Origin of the sequence: Bradyrhizobium vignae, from assembly GCF_900324035.1 — a bacterium.
Taxonomy (GTDB): domain Bacteria; phylum Pseudomonadota; class Alphaproteobacteria; order Rhizobiales; family Xanthobacteraceae; genus Bradyrhizobium; species Bradyrhizobium vignae.
The window spans coordinates 6,434,574-6,452,710 of record NZ_LS398110.1 but is presented as its reverse complement, the minus strand read 5'-3'; the positions used below and the strand labels follow the sequence as shown (position 1 = coordinate 6,452,710).

Here is an 18,137-nt window from a genome sequence, read left to right as displayed (position 1 = left end):
GGCCAGAGCTCAATGCACCGCCTTAGGACGCGTCATCCAGCGCCGCCAGCCGCTCGGCCTCGGCAATGTCCTCGACCGTGTTCGCATTGAAGAATGGATCGAGCGGCTCGGTCGGCCATGTCACCGTCGCCAGCGGATAGCGTGCCGTCCAGCGGTCGATCTTGCGGAGGTCTTCGACGACAAGCGCGTGGCGCAGTTCGTCGCGCAAGGCGACGCGCCACAGGCCGATCACCGGATGCGACTGCTCGCCTGATGCGGCGACCGCGAGCTGCGCGTTCTCACGCGCGCGCGCGTCATGTAGCCGTGCGACGAGATCGCGCGGCAGGAACGGGCAGTCGCCGGCGGCGCTGAGCACCCATTCGATCTCCGGCCGGTTCGCCGCGGTCCAGTCGAGCGCGGCGAGGATGCCGGCGAGCGGGCCGGGGAAGCCGGGCACGTCGTCGGCGACGACTTGCAAGCCGAACGCGGCGAAGCGGGCGGGATCGCCGTTGGCGTTGAGGATCAGCCCGCTGCACTGGGATGAAAGGCGCGCGATCACGCGGTCCAGAATGGTGCGGCCGCCGATGGTGCGCATCGGCTTGTCGCCGCCGCCCATGCGCCGCGCGAGACCGCCGGCGAGCAGCACGCCAAGAGTCGAAGGAACACTCGCGGCGGGGGTGTCAGTCGTCACCGCCTTCACCCTTGCGCTTGTGCTTGGCGGACTCCTCTTCCACATAGGCGAGGTTCTGGTCGTAGACGATGCGCTCCTCGCCCGCGAGCGCAATGAAGCGCTTGCCGCGGGTGCGGCCGACCAGCGTCAGCCCGACCTGCCTGGCGAGGTCGACGCCCCAGGCGGTGAAGCCGGAGCGCGAGACCAGGATTGGAATGCCCATGCGCACGGTCTTGATCACCATCTCCGAGGTGAGGCGTCCCGTGGTGTAGAGGATCTTGTCGGAGGGATCGACGCCGTGGCGATACATCCAGCCTGCGATCTTGTCGACGGCATTGTGGCGGCCGACGTCCTCGGTGTAGCAGAGCGGCGTGCCCTCCTTGCACAGCACGCAGCCATGGATCGCGCCGGCCTCAAGGTAGAGCGAGGGCATGGTGTTGATGGTCTGCGTCATCTGGTAGAGCCAAGAGGTGCGCAGCTCCGCCTTGGGCAGCGCGGCGCTCTCGACCGCCTCCAAGAGGTCGCCGAAGGCGGTGCCCTGCGCGCAGCCCGAGGTCTGCGTGCGCTTCTTCAGCTTGGCCTCGAAATTGGTGTGGTGCTCGGTGCGCACGACGACCACCTGGAGGTCGTCGTCGTATTCGACCTCGGTGACCACGTCATTATATTTCAGCATGTTCTGGTTCAGCAGATAGCCGAGCGCCAGATATTCGGGGTAATCGCCGATCGTCATCATGGTGACGATCTCCTGGGCATTCAGGTAGAGCGTCAGTGGCCGCTCCATCGGGACCTTGATCTCGACCCTGGCGCCGGTCTGGTCAGTGCCGGTCACGCTCTGGGTCAGGCGCGGGTCGTCCGGATTGGGGACGATCAGGGGCACCGGGGCTTTGTCGATCTTCATCATGGCGGCGAGGTTAGCATGACATTCGGGTCAAGCCGATATAAGCATGGCGGCAAGAGAGCGAAATGCCGCCTCGTCGTCATTGCGAGCGCAGCGAAGCAATCCAGAATAATATCCGCAGTGACGGTCTGGATTTGTTTCGCTGCGCTCGCAATGACGGCCGGCGGGTTCCATCGGCGGGCGAGCCGTTGGCGGAGATCGAACGGTTATGAAAGTCATCGGCCTTGCAGGCTGGAGCGGTGCGGGCAAGACCACGCTGTTGACGCGGCTGATCCCGCATTTCAAGGCGCAAGGCCTGCGCGTCTCCGTGATCAAGCATGCGCATCACCAGTTTGACGTCGATGTGCCCGGCAAGGATTCCTGGCGCCATCGCGAGGCCGGCGCGGCGGAGGTGCTGGTCGCTTCGTCAAAGCGCTGGGCGCTGATGCATGAGTTGCGCGGGGCGGCGGAGCCGCGGCTGCCGGAGCTGCTCGAGAAGCTCTCCGCGGTCGATGTCGTCGTGGTCGAGGGCTTCAAGCGCGAGCCGCATCGCAAGATCGAGGTGCATCGTGCCGCGAACGGCAAACCGCTGCTCTTTCCCGACGATCCCGGAATTGCCGGGATTGCGACCGACACCGCGGTTGAAACCCGGCTGCCGACCGTCCATCTCGATGATATCCCTGCTGTAGCCGCGTTGCTGCTGCTTGCGGCGATGCCGGTCGAGGAAGTGGTGGCAAGAAGCACCGCGATACGCTGACGAGGCACCATGGCGCAATTATCGGACGATTGCTTTGCCTTCGGCGGCCCGATGATGTCGGTCGACGAAGCCGTCGGCCTCATCACGACACGCGTCAACGCGATCACCGATCTCGAGACTGTTGCGCTGGTCGATGCCGACGGGCGCGTGCTCGCGCGCGATATCGCGGCGCCACTGCCGCTGCCGCCGTTCACCAATTCCGCGGTCGACGGCTATGCCGTGCGCAACGCCGACCTTCCGCAAGCTGCGGAGCAGGCATTCCCGCTCGATGGTCGCATCCAGGCCGGCGGGCTTGCGCAAGCGCCAATCAAGCCCGGCCACACCGCGCGGATCTTCACCGGCGCGCCGATGCCGCCGGATGCCGAGACCGTCTTCATGCAGGAGGACGTCCGCATCGATGAGTCCGGCAAGATCGTGTTGCCGCCGGGGCTGAAGCCCGGCGCCAATGTCCGTCCCGCAGGCGAGGACATTCCGCAAGGTCACGTCGCGCTGCGCGGCGGGCAGCGCTTGCGGCCGCAGCATGTCGCGCTCGCCGCCGCATTCGGCCTGACGAGGCTCGACGTCGTCAGGCGCATCCGCGTCGCCGTGTTCTCGACCGGCGACGAATTGGCCTCACCTGGCGAGCCGCGCTCCGCCTCGCAGCTGTTCGATTCCAATCGCTTCATGCTGATGGCGATGCTGCGGCGGCTCGGCTGCGAGGTCAGCGACCTCGGCATCCTGCGGGATGAGCGAACGTCACTTGCGAGCGGCCTGAAGCAGGTCGCAGGTCACCACGACCTGATCCTCACCACCGGCGGCGTCTCGACCGGGGAGGAGGATCACGTCAAGGCGGCGGTCGAGAGCGTCGGCTCGCTGGTGCTGTGGCGGATGGCGATCAAGCCCGGCCGTCCCGTGGCGATGGGTATCATCGACGGCGTGCCGCTGATCGGATTGCCCGGCAATACCGTCGCGAGCTTCGTGACGTTTGTCCATGTGGTGCGACCGACGGCCTTGGCGCTGGGGGGAGGCCTGCCGGAGCCGCTGACGCCCATCCCGCTGCGGGCGGCGTTCACTTACAAGAAGAAGGCCGGGCGGCGCGAATATGTGCGCGCCTCGCTGCGCCGCGCTGAGGACGGCGGCCTCGAGGCGATCAAGTTCCCGCGCGAAGGAGCCGGGCTGTTGTCCTCGCTGGTCGAGACTGACGGCCTCGTCGAACTCGGCGAGGACATCACCAATGTCGAGCCGGGACAGGACGTGGGCTTCCTGTCCTACGCCGACCTGCTCTAGGGCCCTTCCGTTGACGCCATCGCTTCGTCCCGCCATGTTGCGGCCATGGCCAGAACGACGCTCGATCTCACCGGACTGAAATGCCCGCTGCCCGCCCTCAAGACGCGCAAGGCGCTCAAGCCTTTGCAGCCGGGTGATCAGCTCGAGGTTCACTGTACCGATCCCTTGTCGGTGATTGACATTCCGAACCTGATTCGCGAGACCGGCGACAAGGTCGAGATCACCGAGCGCAACGAGACGCGCATCGTGTTCCTGGTCGAAAAGAGCGACGCCCCGTAGAAAGCCGAATATTCACGGCGGGGACGTTTGACTATGCTGCGCCTGGGGGAACGGCCGGAGCTTCGCTGCAATGCGAAAGGCGCCGATTATTGTGGTGGATGATCTCAAACCTTAAACATCGGGCATGACTTTCTCAACATCGAGGGCAAGCGCAGCCGCAAACCCCACGGTGGGTCGCGAGCCTGCCGTCAAGCTCGGCAAGGCAGCTGCAGGGCCGGAGTTCAGCGCGCTGGCGCAGGCCTCCATCCTGATCGTCGACGACGAGCCGGGCATGCGCAATTTCCTGGTGCGCACGCTGGCGCCGCGCTGCAAGCTGGTGGACGAGGCGGCCGATACCGACCAGGCTTCGCGCAAGCTCGATTCCAATCGCTACGACGTCGTCATTCTCGATAACATCATGCCGGGCAAGAACGGCGTCGATTGGCTCGCCGAGCAGCGCGCCGTCGGCTTTTTCGCCGACGCCATCCTGATCACCGCCTATGCGGACCTCGACACCGCGATCCAGGCCCTGCGCGCCGGTGCGGCCGATTTCGTGCTGAAGCCGTTCCGCTCCAACCAGATCCTCAACGCGGTGGCACGATGCCTCGACCGTGTCCGCCTGCAGCGCGAGAACTATGTCCTGCGCTACGCTTTGCGTGCCTCGTCCGACCGCACGTTCCTGCGTGACAATCTGATCGGACGGTCGGCGGCGACGCTGCGCGTGCGTGAGACCATCGCCCGCGTCGCGCGCCTGCCGACCTCGGTTCTCCTCACCGGCGAATCCGGCACCGGCAAGGAAGTCGCCGCGCGCTCGATCCACTCGCTGTCCGATCGCGCCGACAAGCCCTTCGTGCCCGTGAATTGCGCGGCGATCCCGCCCGAGATGATTGAGGCCGAGCTGTTCGGGCACATCAAGGGCGCCTTCACCGGCGCCGATTCGGGGCGCGAGGGCCTGTTCCTGTATGCGCATGGCGGCACGCTGTTTCTCGACGAGATCGGGGAGCTGCCGCTGCCGATGCAGAGCAAGCTGCTCCGCGTGCTCGAGGACCGCCGCGTCCGTCCGGTCGGCTCCGAGCGCGAAGTTCCGGTCGACCTGCGCTTCATCTTCGCAACCAATGCCGAGCTGCAGAAGGAGGTCGAGAAGGGACGTTTCCGAGCCGATCTGTTCTACCGGCTCAACGTGATGCAGATCCGCCTGCCGCTCCTGAAGGATCGCGGCGATGACGTGCAGGAGCTTGCCACCATCTTCATGAGCAAGCTCTCGGCTCAGCTCGGCATGCCGCCGGTGCCGATCGACGCCTCGGTGCGGGCGGCGCTCGCAAGCTATGACTGGCCGGGCAACGTGCGCGAACTGCGTAACCTGATCGAGCGCACGCTGATCCTCGGCGCCTTCCCCGACGATTTCGCCGGCCCCCGCGACAACGGTCAGTCGGCGCCTGCCGACAGTCTCGCGGAGCTCGAGCGCCGTCACATTCTCGGCGTGCTGAAGGAGGTCAATGGCAATCGCGAGGAGGCGGCGCGGCGCCTCGGCATCTCGCGCAAGACCATCGACCGCAAATGCGCGTTGTGGGATGTCTGATGCTGGCGGCCGCAGCGGCGAGCCCGTGCGGGGACGCTCCGTCCGCTTCCGGCTGCTCGCGATCGCGCTGCTGCCGATGCTGGTCATCCTGCCGCTCCTGCTCGGCGTTGCGATCTATCGCTGGAACGCGAAATTCGACGCGACCCTGATCTCCAAGGTCAACGGCGATCTCACCATCGCCCACCAATATCTCGCCCGCATCCTCGAAAAGACCGGCGTCCAGCTCCGGGCGCTCAGCCTGTCGGCCCGCTTCCACGAGGTGCTGGCGCCGGATGCGCGCGGCTCCCTGCAGGATCTGCTCGATGAGACCCGCAAGGAAATCGGCCTCGATTTCCTGTATCTGGCCAACGGCCACGGCGACGTCCTGGCCTCGTCGCCGCCGCTGCAGCATCGACCGAGAAGTGACTGGCCGATCATCATGTCGGCGCTGTCGGGCCAGGCTCCTGCGACGGGCGTCGACATTTTCGGCAATGACGAGCTCGCCGCAATTTCGCCGGCCCTGGCCGAGCGCGCGCGCTTGGACCTCGTGCCGACCCCGAACGCAGTGCCGACCGACCGCAGCACGGAGACGCGCGGCATGGTCGTGCATGCGGCCAGCCGGGCGATGCTGCCTGACGGTGGCGCCGCTGCGCTGGTCGGCGGCACACTGCTCAACCAGAATCTCGAATTCATCGACACGATCAACGATCTCGTCTATCGCGCGGCGAGCCTGCCGGAGGGCAGCCAGGGCACCGCGACGCTGTTCCTGGACGACGTACGGATATCGACCAACGTCCGCCTGTTCGAGGGACGGCGCGCGCTCGGCACGCGCGTGTCGGCGGCGGTGCGCTCGGCCGTGCTGGGCGAGGGGCGCACCTGGCTCGACAGCGCTTTCGTGGTCAATGACTGGTACATCTCCGCCTACGAGCCGCTGGTGGACAGTTACGGCAAGCGGGTCGGCATGCTCTATGTCGGCTTTCTGGAGAAGCCGTTCAGCGAAGCCAAATACCAGACATTGGTGATCATCATCGCGGCGTTCATCATCATCACCGCCGCGACCGTACCGATCTTCCTGCGCTGGGCGAGCTCCATCTTCATGCCGCTGGAGCGCGTTACGGCGACGATCACCGAGGTGGAGCGCGGGAACCTCTCCGCCCGCACCAAGATGCCGGTACTGGGCGACGAGATCGGCCGCGTCGCGGTTCATCTCGACAGCCTGCTCGACCAGATCCAGGAACGCGACCGGCAACTCCGCGAATGGAATGAAGAGCTGAACGTGCGCGTGCGCGAGCGCACCCGCGACCTCGAGCACGCCAATCTCAAGCTCGAGGCAACCACCAAGCAGCTCATCATGTCCGAGAAGCTGGCTGCGATCGGCGAGATCACCGCCGGCGTTGCGCACGAGATCAACAATCCGATCGCGGTGATGCAGGGCAATCTCGACGTCATCCGCAGCGTGTTCGGCGGCGATGCCGACAAGGCGAAGGTCGAGTTTCGCCTGCTCGACGAGCAGATTCACCGCATCAGTCAGATCGTGACCAAGCTGTTGCAGTTTGCGAGGCCGGAGGAATATGCCGGCTATGTCGAGCGCCATGCACCGGCAAGCGTCATCTCCGACTGTCTGCCGCTGGTGCAGCATCTTCTGAACAAGACCGAGATCGCCGTGGTCAGGGATGATCGTGCCAACCGGCTCGTGCTGATGAACAGCAACGAGTTGCAGCAGGTGCTGGTCAATCTCATCGTCAACGCGATCCACGCCATGCCGGAAGGCGGAACCCTGACGCTCCGCTCCTTCGATGCCGAGCGCGAAGGCCAGCAGGGCGTCGCCATCGAGGTCGCCGACACCGGCATCGGCATGAGCGCTGAGGTGATCGAAAAGATATTCGACCCCTTCTACACGACGAAGCGGCGGCAAGGCACCGGGCTCGGCCTCTCCATCAGCCAGACGCTGATCAAGCGCCAGGGCGGACAGATCACGGCCGAAAGCCGCGTCGGTTCCGGGAGTACATTCACGGTGTGGCTGCCGGAAGCGACCTGATTGGACATTTTGTCCAAGGACCTCGGGACATTCTGTCCGACGCAGCACATTGCGCTGCGGGAAGTCGTTGAATTGTCACGATGCCATTTCTGGCACGCGCGTTGCTCATTTCAAGACAGGGTGTTGAGGGGATGAGGGCGCGATAGCCGTCACTGCAACGCTGCTCGCAAGGCGAAGGGACATCACCCGCGATCAGCTGCTTGCTCGGTGCGCATGAGGCGATGTGCACCAGACATTCCGCTTCGACATGAAGTCCGACCCGTCATGCGCGGCTGCGAGCACGCATGACCGGTCTCAAACCGATGTGCCGGAAGGCCGCGCTTGGGAGGTAATGCTTATGACGACTGCCGATACCGTTCTTGCACCAGTTGGTGCTTCCGGCTTTCTCGATCGTGAACGCACGATCGCGACGGCCGGGTTCAATCGCTGGCTGGTGCCGCCGGCAGCGCTGTGCATCCATCTGTGCATCGGCATGGCCTACGGCTTCTCGGTGTTCTGGCTGCCGCTGTCGCGCGCAATCGGCGTCGCGGCGCCGAAGGCCTGCCCCGACATGTCGCTGTGGCAGGAGCTGTTCACCACGACCTGCGACTGGAAGGTCGCGAGCCTCGGCTGGATGTACACGCTGTTCTTTGTCCTGCTCGGCGTTTCGGCCGCAATCTGGGGCGGTTGGCTCGAGCGCGCCGGTCCGCGCAAGGCGGGCGTCGTCGCTGCCTGCTGTTGGGGCGGCGGGCTTCTGATCGGTGCCTTCGGCGTCTACGTCCACCAGCTCTGGATCATGTGGCTTGGCTGCGGCGTGATCGGTGGCGTCGGTCTCGGCCTCGGCTACATTTCCCCGGTGTCGACCTTGATCAAATGGTTTCCGGACCGCCGCGGCATGGCGACCGGCATGGCCATCATGGGATTTGGCGGCGGTGCCATGATCGGAGCGCCTCTGGCCAATCTCTTGATCAACTATTTCAAGACGCCGACCTCCGTCGGCGTCTGGGAGACCTTCGTCACGATGGGGGTAGTCTATTTCGTCTTCATGATGATAGGCGCCTTCGCCTATCGCGTGACGCCGGCCGGCTGGCAGCCCGAAGGCTGGACCCCGCCGGTCAAGGCCAACGCGATGATCTCGAAGAACAACGTCCATCTCAACGACGCGCACAAGACGCCGCAGTTCTGGCTGATCTGGTGGGTGCTCTGCCTCAACGTGTCGGCGGGTATCGGCGTGATCGGCATGGCCTCGCCGATGCTTCAGGAGATCTTCGCCGGCAAGCTGATCGGTTTGCCGGAAGTCGGCTTCAACGCGCTCGATGCCGGGCAGAAGGCGCAGATCGCCGCGATCGCCGCCGGCTTCGCCGGATTGCTGTCGCTGTTCAACATCGGCGGCCGCTTCTTCTGGGCGTCGCTGTCGGACAGGATCGGGCGGAAGAACACCTACTACACGTTCTTCATCCTCGGCATCGTGCTCTACGCGCTGGCGCCGACCTTTGCGGCGATGGGCTCGAAGCTCCTGTTCGTGGCCGGATTCGGCATCATCCTGTCGATGTATGGCGGCGGGTTTGCGACCGTGCCGGCCTATCTTGCCGACATGTTCGGAACGCAGTTCGTCGGCGCCATCCACGGCCGTTTGCTGACGGCGTGGTCGACCGCCGGCATCATCGGCCCGGTCGTGGTGAACTACATCCGCGAGTTCCAACTTGCGGCCGGCGTGCCGCGCGACCAACTCTACAACACCACCATGTACATCCTCTGTGCGATGTTGATCGCGGGCCTGATCTGCAATTACCTGATCAAGCCGGTGGATTCGAAGTGGCACATGAAGGAGGCCGACGTCGCCAAGTTGCAGGCAGCGAACGCCAGCGCCGCGGCTGCGGGGCCGCACGGCTCCTACGGCATCGGATTTGGCGGGCTTGACATCAAGGCGGCGTTCTTCTGGGCGATCGTCGGCGGTCCTCTCCTTTGGGGTGTCTGGAAGACGCTGGAGAGCGCGGTCAAGATTTTCTGATCGCACATTCGCCGCGGGCGGGAGCGCAGCTTGCGCGCTCCCGCCGTAGCCTCGGAGCCGGAGCGCGATACGATTTCGCTATCGCAGCATGGGACGCCTTTATTGATCTCCAGACCAATTCAGGCTTCGTTCCATCGGTTGGCGCGTTAGACGAACGCAAGGCTGTGTCCGGCAGCGTTCCAGGGTTGCCTTTCGAGCCGCGCTTAACTGCTTCCGAGAGCATGAGAATTTGCTTGGCATCTGGCATGCCAGAAGCTAGAACTGGAGCCGTTCTAAAAGACGAGATCGAGACGAATCGATGAGCCACGACGTGCACAAGGTCCGCCCGTTCGAGCATCCCGGCGAGGGGCGCCGACGCGCCAAGGCGACTCCCAAGGGGCGGCAGGTCGATCCCACGGCCGCGCACGAGATCGAGAAGTTGCTCGGCGACCGACCGCGGCGGCGCGATCTCTTGATCGAATATCTGCACCTGATCCAGGACAAGTACCATCAAATCTCGGCTACGCATCTGGCCGCGCTCGCCGACGAGATGAAGCTCGCCTTCGCCGAGGTGTTCGAGACCGCGACCTTCTATGCGCATTTCGACGTGGTGAAGGAAGGCGAGCCCGACATTCCGCCGCTGACGATCCGCGTCTGCGATTCGCTGACTTGCGCGATGCTTGGCGGCGAGAAGCTGCTCGAGGATCTGCAGAGTGCGTCAGGTCCCGGCATCCGCGTCGTGCGCGCGCCCTGCGTCGGTCGTTGTGATACCGCGCCTGCCGCGGAAGTCGGTCACAACTTCGTCGATCACGCTACCGTCGCCAACGTGATGGCGGCGGCCAAGGCTGGCGACACTCACGCGCATCTGCCCAAATATGTCGACTACGATGCCTACGTCGCCGGCGGCGGCTACAAGCTGCTGGGCCGGCTGCGCTCGGGCGAGCTGTCGAAGGACGATCTCCTCAAGGCGCTCGACGATGCTTCGCTGCGCGGCCTCGGCGGCGCCGGCTTCCCGACGGGACGGAAATGGCGCGCGGTACTGGGCGAGCCCGGCCCGCGGCTGATGGCGATCAACGGCGACGAGGGCGAGCCCGGCACGTTCAAGGACCGCTATTACCTGGAAACCGATCCGCACCGCTTCATCGAGGGCATGCTGATCGGCGCGCACGTGGTGCAGGCCTCCGACGTCTACATCTATCTGCGCGACGAATATCCGGCATCGCGCGAGATCCTCGAGCGCGAGATCGCCAAGCTCCCTCCGGGCGGCCCGACGCTGCACATGCGCCGCGGCGCCGGCGCCTATATCTGCGGCGAGGAATCCTCGCTGCTGGAAAGCATCGAGGGCAAGCGCGGCCTGCCCCGGCACAAGCCGCCATATCCGTTCCAGGTCGGCCTGTTCGGGCTGCCGACGCTGATCAACAACATCGAGACGTTGTGGTGGGTGCGCGACATCGTCGAGAAGGGCTCCGATTGGTGGAAGGGCCATGGTCGCCACGAGCGTCATGGCCTGCGCAGCTTCTCGGTCTCGGGGCGCGTGAAGAATCCCGGCATGAAGCTGGCGCCTGCCGGCATCACCGTGCGCGAGCTGATCGACGAATATTGCGGCGGCATGGCCGACGGCCATCGGTTCTACGCCTACCTGCCGGGCGGTGCGTCCGGCGGCATTCTGCCGGCATCGATGGACGACATCCCGCTCGATTTCGGCACGCTGGAGAAATACGGCTGCTTCATCGGCTCGGCTGCGATCGTGATCCTGTCGCAGAAGGACAGCGTGCGCGCGGCAGCACTGAACCTGATGAAGTTCTTCGAGGACGAGAGCTGCGGCCAGTGCACGCCGTGCCGCGTCGGAACCCAGAAGGCGGCGCTGCTGATGCAGAGGCCGGTCTGGAACCGCGCCTTGCTGGAAGAATTGAGCCAGGCGATGCGCGACGCCTCGATCTGCGGGCTCGGACAGGCGGCATCGAACCCGCTGTCCTCTGTGATCAAATATTTCCCTGACGAGTTCAAGGAAGCGGCCGAATGACCAAGATTACGTTCGAGCTCGACGGCAAGCAGGTCGAGGCCAATCCCGGCGAGACGATCTGGCAGGTCGCCAAACGCCAGGGCCGCGACATCCCGCATCTGTGCTACTCGCCGGCGCCCGATTATCGCCCCGACGGCAATTGCCGCGCCTGCATGGTCGAGATCGAGGGCGAACGTGTGCTGGCGGCGTCCTGCAAGCGCACGCCGTCGGTCGGCATGAAGGTGAAGACTGAATCCGCGCGTGCGATTGCGGCACAAAGAATGGTGATGGAGCTGCTCGTCGCCGACCAGCCGGCACGCGAAACCTCGCACGATCCGGATTCGAAGTTCTGGCACTGGGCCGAGACCACGGGTGTCACCGAAAGCCGCTTCCCCGCCGCCCAACGCTGGGCGACCGACGCCAGCCATCCGGCGATGCGCGTCAATCTCGATGCCTGCATCCAATGCGGCCTGTGCGTGCGCGCCTGCCGCGAGGTCCAGGTCAACGACGTCATCGGCATGGCCTATCGCAATGCCGGCGCCAAGATCGTGTTCGATTTCGACGATCCCATGGGCGAGTCCACCTGCGTCGCCTGCGGCGAATGCGTGCAGGCCTGCCCGACCGGGGCGCTGATGCCGGCCGTGATGCTCGACGACAAGCAGACCCGCGTCACCTATGCCGACAGGAAGGTCGACTCGCTCTGCCCATTCTGCGGCGTCGGCTGCCAGGTCACGTATGAGGTCAAGGACGAGAAGGTGATCTATGCGGAAGGCCGTGACGGCCCCGCCAACCACAACCGTCTCTGTGTGAAGGGTCGTTTCGGCTTCGACTACATCCACCATCCGCATCGCCTGACCAAGCCGCTGGTGCGGCTGCCCAATGCGAAGAAGGATGCCAACGACCAGGTCGATCCCGCCAATCCCTTCACGCATTTCCGTGAAGCGAGCTGGGAAGAGGCGCTCGACATCGCGGCTGAGGGATTGGTCAAGATTCGCGACGAGAAGGGCGTGAGGGCGCTGGCCGGCTTCGGCTCGGCCAAGGGCTCCAACGAAGAGGCCTATTTGTTCCAGAAGCTGGTGCGTACCGGTTTTGGCTCGAACAACGTCGACCATTGCACCCGTTTGTGCCACGCCTCGTCGGTCGCGGCGCTGTTCGAAGGACTGAGCTCGGGGGCGGTGTCGGCGCCGTTTGCGGCCGCGATGGACGCCGAAGTGATCTGGGTGATCGGTGCCAACCCGACGGTGAATCATCCGGTCGCGGCGACCTACATCAAGAATGCGGCGAAGAACGGTGCCAAGCTGTTCGTCATGGATCCCCGGCGACAGACGCTGTCGCGTCACGCGACCAAGCATCTGCAGTTCAAGCCCGGCTCCGACGTTGCGATGTTGAATGCGATGATCAACACGATCATCACCGAAGGCCTGACCGACGACCAGTATATCGCCGGCTACACTGAGGGCTTCGAGGAGCTCAAGGAGAAGATCAAGGAATTCACGCCGGAGAGGATGGAGCCGATCTGCGGCATCCCGGCGCAGACGCTGCGTGAGGTAGCACGGACCTATGCGCGCGCGAAATCGTCGATCATTTTCTGGGGCATGGGCATCAGCCAGCACGTTCACGGCACCGACAATGCGCGCTGCCTGATTGCGCTTGCATTGATCACCGGCCAGGTCGGCCGTCCCGGCACCGGCCTGCATCCGCTGCGCGGCCAGAACAACGTGCAGGGCGCCTCCGACGCCGGCCTGATCCCGATGTTCCTGCCGGATTACCAGCCGGTCGGCCGCGACGACCTGCGCGGCGCCTTCGAAGAGCTCTGGCAGCAGGACCTCGATCCCGTCCGGGGCCTGACCGTGGTCGAGATCATGAACGCGATCCATGACGGCGAGATCAAGGGCATGTATATCGAGGGCGAGAATCCCGCGATGTCCGATCCCGATCTCCAGCATGCCCGCGAAGCGCTCGCCATGCTCGATCATCTCGTGGTGCAGGATCTCTTCGTCACCGAGACCGCATTCCATGCCGACGTGATCCTGCCGGCCTCGGCCTTTGCGGAGAAGGAGGGCTCCTTCACCAACACCGACCGCCGCGTGCAACTTGCGCGCCAGGTGATCAATCCGCCGGGCGATGCGCGGCAGGATCTCTGGATCATCCAGGAGATCGGCAAGCGCATGGGGCTGCCGTGGAATTATTCAGGCCCCGGCGACGTCTATACCGAAATGGCGGAGCTGATGCCGTCGCTGAAGAACATCAGCTGGGAGCGGCTGGTGCGCGAAGGCGCGGTCACCTATCCGGCCGACGCTCCCGACAAGCCCGGCAACGAGATCATCTTCACCACGGGCTTCCCGACCGCGACCGGCCGCGGCAAGATCGTGGCGGCCAAGGTCATCCCGCCGGACGAGATTCCGGACGATGAATATCCGATGGTGCTGTCGACCGGCCGCGTGCTGGAGCATTGGCACACCGGCTCGATGACGCGCCGCGCCCAGGTGCTCGATCAGATCGAGCCGGAGGCGGTCGCGTTCATGTCGCCGAAGGACATGCGGAAGAAGAACCTCGCGCCGGGCGATTTCATTCGCCTGGAGACTCGCCGCGGCGCCGTCGAGGTCAAGGTCCGCTCCGACCGCGACGTGCCGGAGAACATGGTGTTCATGCCGTTCTGCTACGCCGAGGCGGCGGCGAACCTGCTCACCAACCCGGCGCTGGACCCGTTCGGCAAGATCCCGGAGTTCAAGTTCTGCGCAGTACGGGCCGAGCGCGCCGAGATGCGGGACGCGGCGGAGTAGGGGGGCGTCGCGGGTGGGGCGCGCATCTGCACCCACACCGTCATTGCGAGCGAAGCGAAGCAATCCAGACTGCCTCCGCGGCAAGATTCCGGGTTGCTTCGTCGCTTCGCTCCTCGCAATGACGGTGGTAAATACCGTTTATGTCCAAAGTCACCCCCGCCACACGTGCGCTTGGCGCCGCCGGTGTTGCCTTCACCGTTCACACCTACGACTATGATCCCGACGCCGAGAGTATCGGGCTTCAGGCGGCCGCTGCCCTTGGCGAGGACCCGGCGCGCGTCCTGAAGACGCTGATGGCGCTGGTCGATGGCAAGCCGGTCTGCGTGGTCGTGCCGTCCGACCAGGAGGTCTCGATGAAGAAGCTGGCGGCGGCGGCGAGCGGCAAGTCGGCGCAGATGATGAAGCCGCCCGAGGCCGAGCGCGTCACCGGCTACAAGGTCGGCGGCATCAGCCCGTTCGGGCGGCGGCGGACGGTGCGCACCGTGGTCGAGCAGAGCGCGCTCGCCCATGACCTGGTCTATCTCAACGGCGGGCAGCGCGGCTTGCAGGTGCGGCTGAAGCCCGGTGACGTCAGGGAAGTTTTGAAGGCGGTCGTCGCGGACGTGCTGGCGTGAGCGTCTCGGCCTATTGCTTCTGCAGCAGCTTGAGCCGGCAGCGCAGCGCTTCGCGGATGTGTGCGCGCGCCAGCTGCTCGGCCTTGTCGCCGTCGCGCGCGGCGATCGCGTCGATGATAGCCTGATGCTCGGCGTGGCTGGTCGAAGGGCGGCCCGATACGGTGAAGGTGGTCGGGCCGAGCAGGGCGATCCAATCCTGCAATTCCCGCGAAGCGTTGTCGAGATAGCGGTTGCGTGCGGCGCGGCAGATGGCCTCGTGGAAGGCGCGGTTGAGCCGCGCCATTTCGGCTGCGTCTCTCGCGGATGTCTCGACAAAGGCCTGCTCGATATCGCAGAGCGCGTCGATCTCCGTCATTGAAGCGTGCGCGGCGGCGAGGCGCGCGGCAGCGCCTTCCATGATCTCGCGCATGGCGTAGAGCTCGAGCACCTCGGAGATGTCGAGATTGCGGACGATCAGCCCGCGGCCGCCGGCGGGCGCGACGAAACCGCGCGCCGCGAGCCGGCCCAGCGCTTCCCGCACCGGCGTGCGGCTGACCTTGAGCCGCTGCGCCACTTCCTCCTCGCGCAGGCGGTCGCCGGCGCGGTAGCTGCCGGCCTGGAGCGCCTCGCACAGTGAGCGGAACACGGCTTCGCCCAGCGCCACGCCGGCGCCGCGCGAAACCGATCCGCCTGTCTTTGCCGGGCGTCTGGCCATGATCCCTCGATGCGCATCCTGCCCATGCAGAGATGCCGCTTGCGCCTGTTATGTATATCTTTGTATACAAAAGTACGCAATGGCGGATCGGCGGCAATCGAGCCCGCCGGCCGGCAGAATGTCTCCAACTTCGTCGCATCGGGCAGACGGCATGGGCAGCAAATACGACGTGCTGGTGATCGGAGGCGGCAACGCGGCCCTGTGTGCGGCGATCAGCGCACGGCGCGGCGGCGCCTCGGTGCTCGTGCTCGAAGGTGCGCCGAAGTTCTATCGCGGCGGCAACACCCGCCACACCCGCAACATGCGCTGCGCCCACGATGCGGCGACCGAAATCCTGACTGGCCCCTATACCGAACAGGAATTCTGGGAGGACCTGCTGCGCGTCACCGGCGGGCAGACCGACGAGGAGCTGGCCCGTCACATGATCCGGGAGTCCAAGGACATCCTGAACTGGATCGTGGAGCAGGGCGTGCGCTGGCAGCCCTCGCTGGGCGGCACGCTGAGCCTCGGCCGCACCAACTCCTTCTTTCTCGGCGGCGGCCGGGCCATGCTGAACGCGTTGTATCTCACGGCCGAACGGCTCGGCGTCGAGGTCGAATACGACGCCGAGGTCATCGACCTCGTGATCGAGGATGGCATGTTCCTCGCCGCGCGCCTCAAGGGCGAGACCGAGATCCGCGCGACTTCGCTGGTCGCGGCGGCTGGCGGCTTCGAGGCCAACGTCGAATGGCTGAAGCGATATTGGGGCGAGGCTGCCGACAATTTCCTGATCCGCGGCACCCCCTATAATCGCGGCTCGATCTTGAAGCTGCTGCTCGACAAGGGCGTGCAGGAGGTCGGCGATCCCACGCAATGTCATGCGGTCGCGATCGACGCCCGCGCGCCGAAATTCGACGGCGGCATCATCACGCGCCACGACTCCGTCGTGTTCGGCATCGTCGTCAACAAGCATGCCCAGCGCTTCTACGACGAGGGCGAGGACATCTGGCCGAAGCGCTACGCGATTTGGGGCCGCCTGGTCGCGGCGCAGCCCGACCAGATCGCCTACATCATCTTCGATTCCACCGTCGTGACGAGCTTCATGCCGACGCTGTTTCCGCCGATCGCCGGGCAGAGCGTCGCCGAGCTTGCCGGTAAGCTGGAGCTCGATCCGACCGCGTTGGAGAAGACCATCACTGAATTCAACGCCGCGGTGCGGCCCGGCACGTTCGATCACACCATTCTGGACGACTGTCGCACAGAGGGCATAACGCCACCCAAGACGCACTGGGCGCGCAAAATCGAAACGCCGCCTTATCTCGCCTATCCGGTGCGACCCGGCATCACCTTCACCTATCTCGGCACGCGCGTGAACAAGGAGGCGCGGATGCTGATGAAGGGCGGCAAGCCATCAAGCAACATGTTCGCCGCCGGCGAGATCATGGCCGGCAACGTGCTCGGCCAGGGCTATGCGGCCGGCATGGGCATGACCATCGGCAGCGTGTTCGGGCGGATCGCAGGACGGGAAGCGGCGGAACATGCACGGAACTAGGATTTTGGACGAAGCCGACCGTCTGATGACGGTCTGCAATTCCTGTCGCTATTGCGAGGGTCTGTGCGCGGTATTTCCGGCGATGGAGATGCGGCGCGCCTTCTCCGACGGCGACCTCAACTATCTCGCCAATCTCTGCCATGCCTGCGGCGCCTGCTACGTCGACTGCCAGTTCTCGCCGCCGCACGAGTTCAACGTCAACGTTCCCAAGACGCTTGCGGTCGCACGCGCGGAATCCTATGCGGCCTATGCCTGGCCGCGCATGCTGTCCGGCGCCTTCGCGCGCAACGGCCTCCTCATCAGCATCATCGCCGCGCTGAGCATGGCGGCCTTCATCCTCGGCTTCGCCGTGCTCAACGATCGCAGCGTGCTGTTCGGCGTCAACACCGGGCCGGGTGCGTTCTACAAATTGATGCCGCACAATGCGATGGCTGCGCTGTTCAGCGCCGCACTTCTCTATGCCATCCTGGCCCTCGCCATGAGCGTGCGCGCGTTCTGGCGCGATATTGGTGCGCCGATCGGCGGCCGCGTCGATGGCGGCTCGATGTTCCAGGCGATCCGTGATGCCGGCGAGCTGCGCTATCTCCATGGCGGCGGCGTCGGCTGCTACAACGAGGACGACCGTCCGACGGACCGGCGCAAGCTCTATCATCATCTGACGTTCTATGGCTTCCTGCTCTGCTTTGTCGCGACGTCGGTGGCGACGCTGTATCACTATCTCTGGGGACGCCAGGCGCCGTATCCGTGGTGGGATCTGCCGGTCGTGCTCGGCACGCTCGGTGGCATCGGTCTGATCATCGGGCCGATCGGCCTGTTCATGGCCAGGATGCGGCGCGATCCGGCGCTGCTCGACGAGAGCCGCTACGGCATGGATGTCGGCTTCATCGCCATGCTGTTCCTGACCGGTTTCACCGGGATGCTGCTGCTGCTCTTGCGCGAGACCGGCGCGATGGGGCCGCTGCTCGCGCTGCATCTCGGTGCGGTGTTTGCCCTGTTCATCACCATGCCCTACGGCAAGTTCGTGCACGGCATCTATCGCTTCGCCGCGCTGGTGCGTTACGCGCAGGAGCGGCGAACGGCGGCATGACCGGCGAACCCGCTCGCCGTCTTACGCCACCTCGCGCTCCGGCGCGGAAGCCTG

At 65.2% G+C, this 18,137-nt stretch carries 14 protein-coding genes; 11 read left to right on the top strand and 3 right to left on the bottom strand.

The genetic code is table 11. The features are described from left to right. Nucleotides 1–22 precede the first annotated feature (22 nt). Complete coding sequence (gene mobA, locus BRAD3257_RS31260; RefSeq protein WP_122405087.1) at nt 23–679, bottom strand: molybdenum cofactor guanylyltransferase MobA; 657 nt, start codon at nt 677–679, stop codon at nt 23–25. Further along, nucleotides 660–1,550: a formate dehydrogenase accessory sulfurtransferase FdhD gene (locus tag BRAD3257_RS31255; RefSeq protein ID WP_122405086.1), complete on the bottom strand. Its 891-nt coding sequence runs from the start codon at nt 1,548–1,550 to the stop codon at nt 660–662. Before BRAD3257_RS31255 ends, mobA begins: the two co-directional genes overlap by 20 nt. Nucleotides 1,551–1,755: 205 nt before the next feature. Here BRAD3257_RS31255 and mobB point away from each other — a divergent pair, with 205 nt between their 5' ends. From mobB to ybaK, 9 genes are all read left to right on the top strand, one after another. Beyond that, nucleotides 1,756–2,283: a molybdopterin-guanine dinucleotide biosynthesis protein B gene (mobB, locus tag BRAD3257_RS31250; protein WP_122405085.1), complete on the top strand. Its 528-nt coding sequence runs from the start codon at nt 1,756–1,758 to the stop codon at nt 2,281–2,283. 9 nt (nt 2,284–2,292) lie between these two features. Next, nucleotides 2,293–3,549 (top strand): molybdopterin molybdotransferase MoeA, encoded by a 1,257-nt coding sequence (locus BRAD3257_RS31245; protein ID WP_122405084.1) that lies wholly within the window; start codon nt 2,293–2,295, stop codon nt 3,547–3,549. 45 nt (nt 3,550–3,594) lie between these two features. Continuing rightward, nucleotides 3,595–3,828: a sulfurtransferase TusA family protein gene (locus BRAD3257_RS31240; protein WP_122405083.1), complete on the top strand. Its 234-nt coding sequence runs from the start codon at nt 3,595–3,597 to the stop codon at nt 3,826–3,828. A gap of 124 nt (nt 3,829–3,952) precedes the next feature. Beyond that, nucleotides 3,953–5,386 carry a sigma-54-dependent transcriptional regulator gene (locus BRAD3257_RS31235; RefSeq protein WP_122405082.1) on the top strand — a complete coding sequence of 478 codons (1,434 nt, stop codon included), beginning with the start codon at nt 3,953–3,955 and terminating at the stop codon, nt 5,384–5,386. Continuing rightward, on the top strand, nt 5,379–7,403 hold the full coding sequence (locus BRAD3257_RS31230; RefSeq protein WP_122405081.1) for a sensor histidine kinase: 2,025 nt from the start codon (nt 5,379–5,381) through the stop codon (nt 7,401–7,403). Before BRAD3257_RS31235 ends, BRAD3257_RS31230 begins: the two co-directional genes overlap by 8 nt. A gap of 337 nt (nt 7,404–7,740) precedes the next feature. Further along, nucleotides 7,741–9,393 carry an OFA family MFS transporter gene (locus BRAD3257_RS31225; RefSeq protein WP_122405080.1) on the top strand — a complete coding sequence of 551 codons (1,653 nt, stop codon included), beginning with the start codon at nt 7,741–7,743 and terminating at the stop codon, nt 9,391–9,393. Between the two features lie 298 nt (nt 9,394–9,691). Beyond that, nucleotides 9,692–11,395 (top strand): NADH-ubiquinone oxidoreductase-F iron-sulfur binding region domain-containing protein, encoded by a 1,704-nt coding sequence (locus BRAD3257_RS31220; protein WP_122405079.1) that lies wholly within the window; start codon nt 9,692–9,694, stop codon nt 11,393–11,395. Beyond that, complete coding sequence (fdhF, locus tag BRAD3257_RS31215; protein WP_122405078.1) at nt 11,392–14,157, top strand: formate dehydrogenase subunit alpha; 2,766 nt, start codon at nt 11,392–11,394, stop codon at nt 14,155–14,157. Before BRAD3257_RS31220 ends, fdhF begins: the two co-directional genes overlap by 4 nt. A gap of 140 nt (nt 14,158–14,297) precedes the next feature. Beyond that, nucleotides 14,298–14,771, top strand: a complete 474-nt coding sequence (gene ybaK / locus BRAD3257_RS31210) for a Cys-tRNA(Pro) deacylase (protein WP_122405077.1) — start codon at nt 14,298–14,300, stop codon at nt 14,769–14,771. Nucleotides 14,772–14,781: 10 nt separating this feature from the next. Here ybaK and BRAD3257_RS31205 read toward each other — a convergent pair whose 3' ends face one another. Next, the gene (locus BRAD3257_RS31205; protein ID WP_122405076.1) at nt 14,782–15,465 is read right to left on the bottom strand and encodes a GntR family transcriptional regulator; all 684 of its coding nucleotides are present in this window, start codon (nt 15,463–15,465) and stop codon (nt 14,782–14,784) included. Between the two features lie 151 nt (nt 15,466–15,616). On the opposite strand from BRAD3257_RS31205, the gene tcuA reads away from it, so the two are divergent. Together tcuA and tcuB are read left to right on the top strand one after the other, a co-directional pair. After that, nucleotides 15,617–16,996: an FAD-dependent tricarballylate dehydrogenase TcuA gene (tcuA, locus tag BRAD3257_RS31200; protein ID WP_122405075.1), complete on the top strand. Its 1,380-nt coding sequence runs from the start codon at nt 15,617–15,619 to the stop codon at nt 16,994–16,996. Continuing rightward, a complete protein-coding gene (gene tcuB / locus BRAD3257_RS31195) occupies nt 16,983–18,083 on the top strand; it encodes a tricarballylate utilization 4Fe-4S protein TcuB (RefSeq protein WP_122405074.1) in 1,101 nt (366 codons plus the stop codon). Before tcuA ends, tcuB begins: the two co-directional genes overlap by 14 nt. Nucleotides 18,084–18,137: the final 54 nt, after the last annotated feature.

Coding starts and splice junctions, on each gene's coding strand:
- BRAD3257_RS31225 (WP_122405080.1), top strand. CDS start 7,741: ATGACGACTGCCGATACCGTTCTTGCACCAGTTGGTGCTTCCGGCTTT.
- BRAD3257_RS31230 (WP_122405081.1), top strand. CDS start 5,379: ATGTCTGATGCTGGCGGCCGCAGCGGCGAGCCCGTGCGGGGACGCTCC.
- BRAD3257_RS31245 (WP_122405084.1), top strand. CDS start 2,293: ATGGCGCAATTATCGGACGATTGCTTTGCCTTCGGCGGCCCGATGATG.
- BRAD3257_RS31205 (WP_122405076.1), bottom strand. CDS start 15,465: ATGGCCAGACGCCCGGCAAAGACAGGCGGATCGGTTTCGCGCGGCGCC.
- BRAD3257_RS31220 (WP_122405079.1), top strand. CDS start 9,692: ATGAGCCACGACGTGCACAAGGTCCGCCCGTTCGAGCATCCCGGCGAG.
- BRAD3257_RS31255 (WP_122405086.1), bottom strand. CDS start 1,550: ATGATGAAGATCGACAAAGCCCCGGTGCCCCTGATCGTCCCCAATCCG.
- tcuA (WP_122405075.1), top strand. CDS start 15,617: ATGGGCAGCAAATACGACGTGCTGGTGATCGGAGGCGGCAACGCGGCC.
- ybaK (WP_122405077.1), top strand. CDS start 14,298: ATGTCCAAAGTCACCCCCGCCACACGTGCGCTTGGCGCCGCCGGTGTT.
- fdhF (WP_122405078.1), top strand. CDS start 11,392: ATGACCAAGATTACGTTCGAGCTCGACGGCAAGCAGGTCGAGGCCAAT.
- mobB (WP_122405085.1), top strand. CDS start 1,756: ATGAAAGTCATCGGCCTTGCAGGCTGGAGCGGTGCGGGCAAGACCACG.
- tcuB (WP_122405074.1), top strand. CDS start 16,983: ATGCACGGAACTAGGATTTTGGACGAAGCCGACCGTCTGATGACGGTC.
- BRAD3257_RS31235 (WP_122405082.1), top strand. CDS start 3,953: ATGACTTTCTCAACATCGAGGGCAAGCGCAGCCGCAAACCCCACGGTG.
- BRAD3257_RS31240 (WP_122405083.1), top strand. CDS start 3,595: ATGGCCAGAACGACGCTCGATCTCACCGGACTGAAATGCCCGCTGCCC.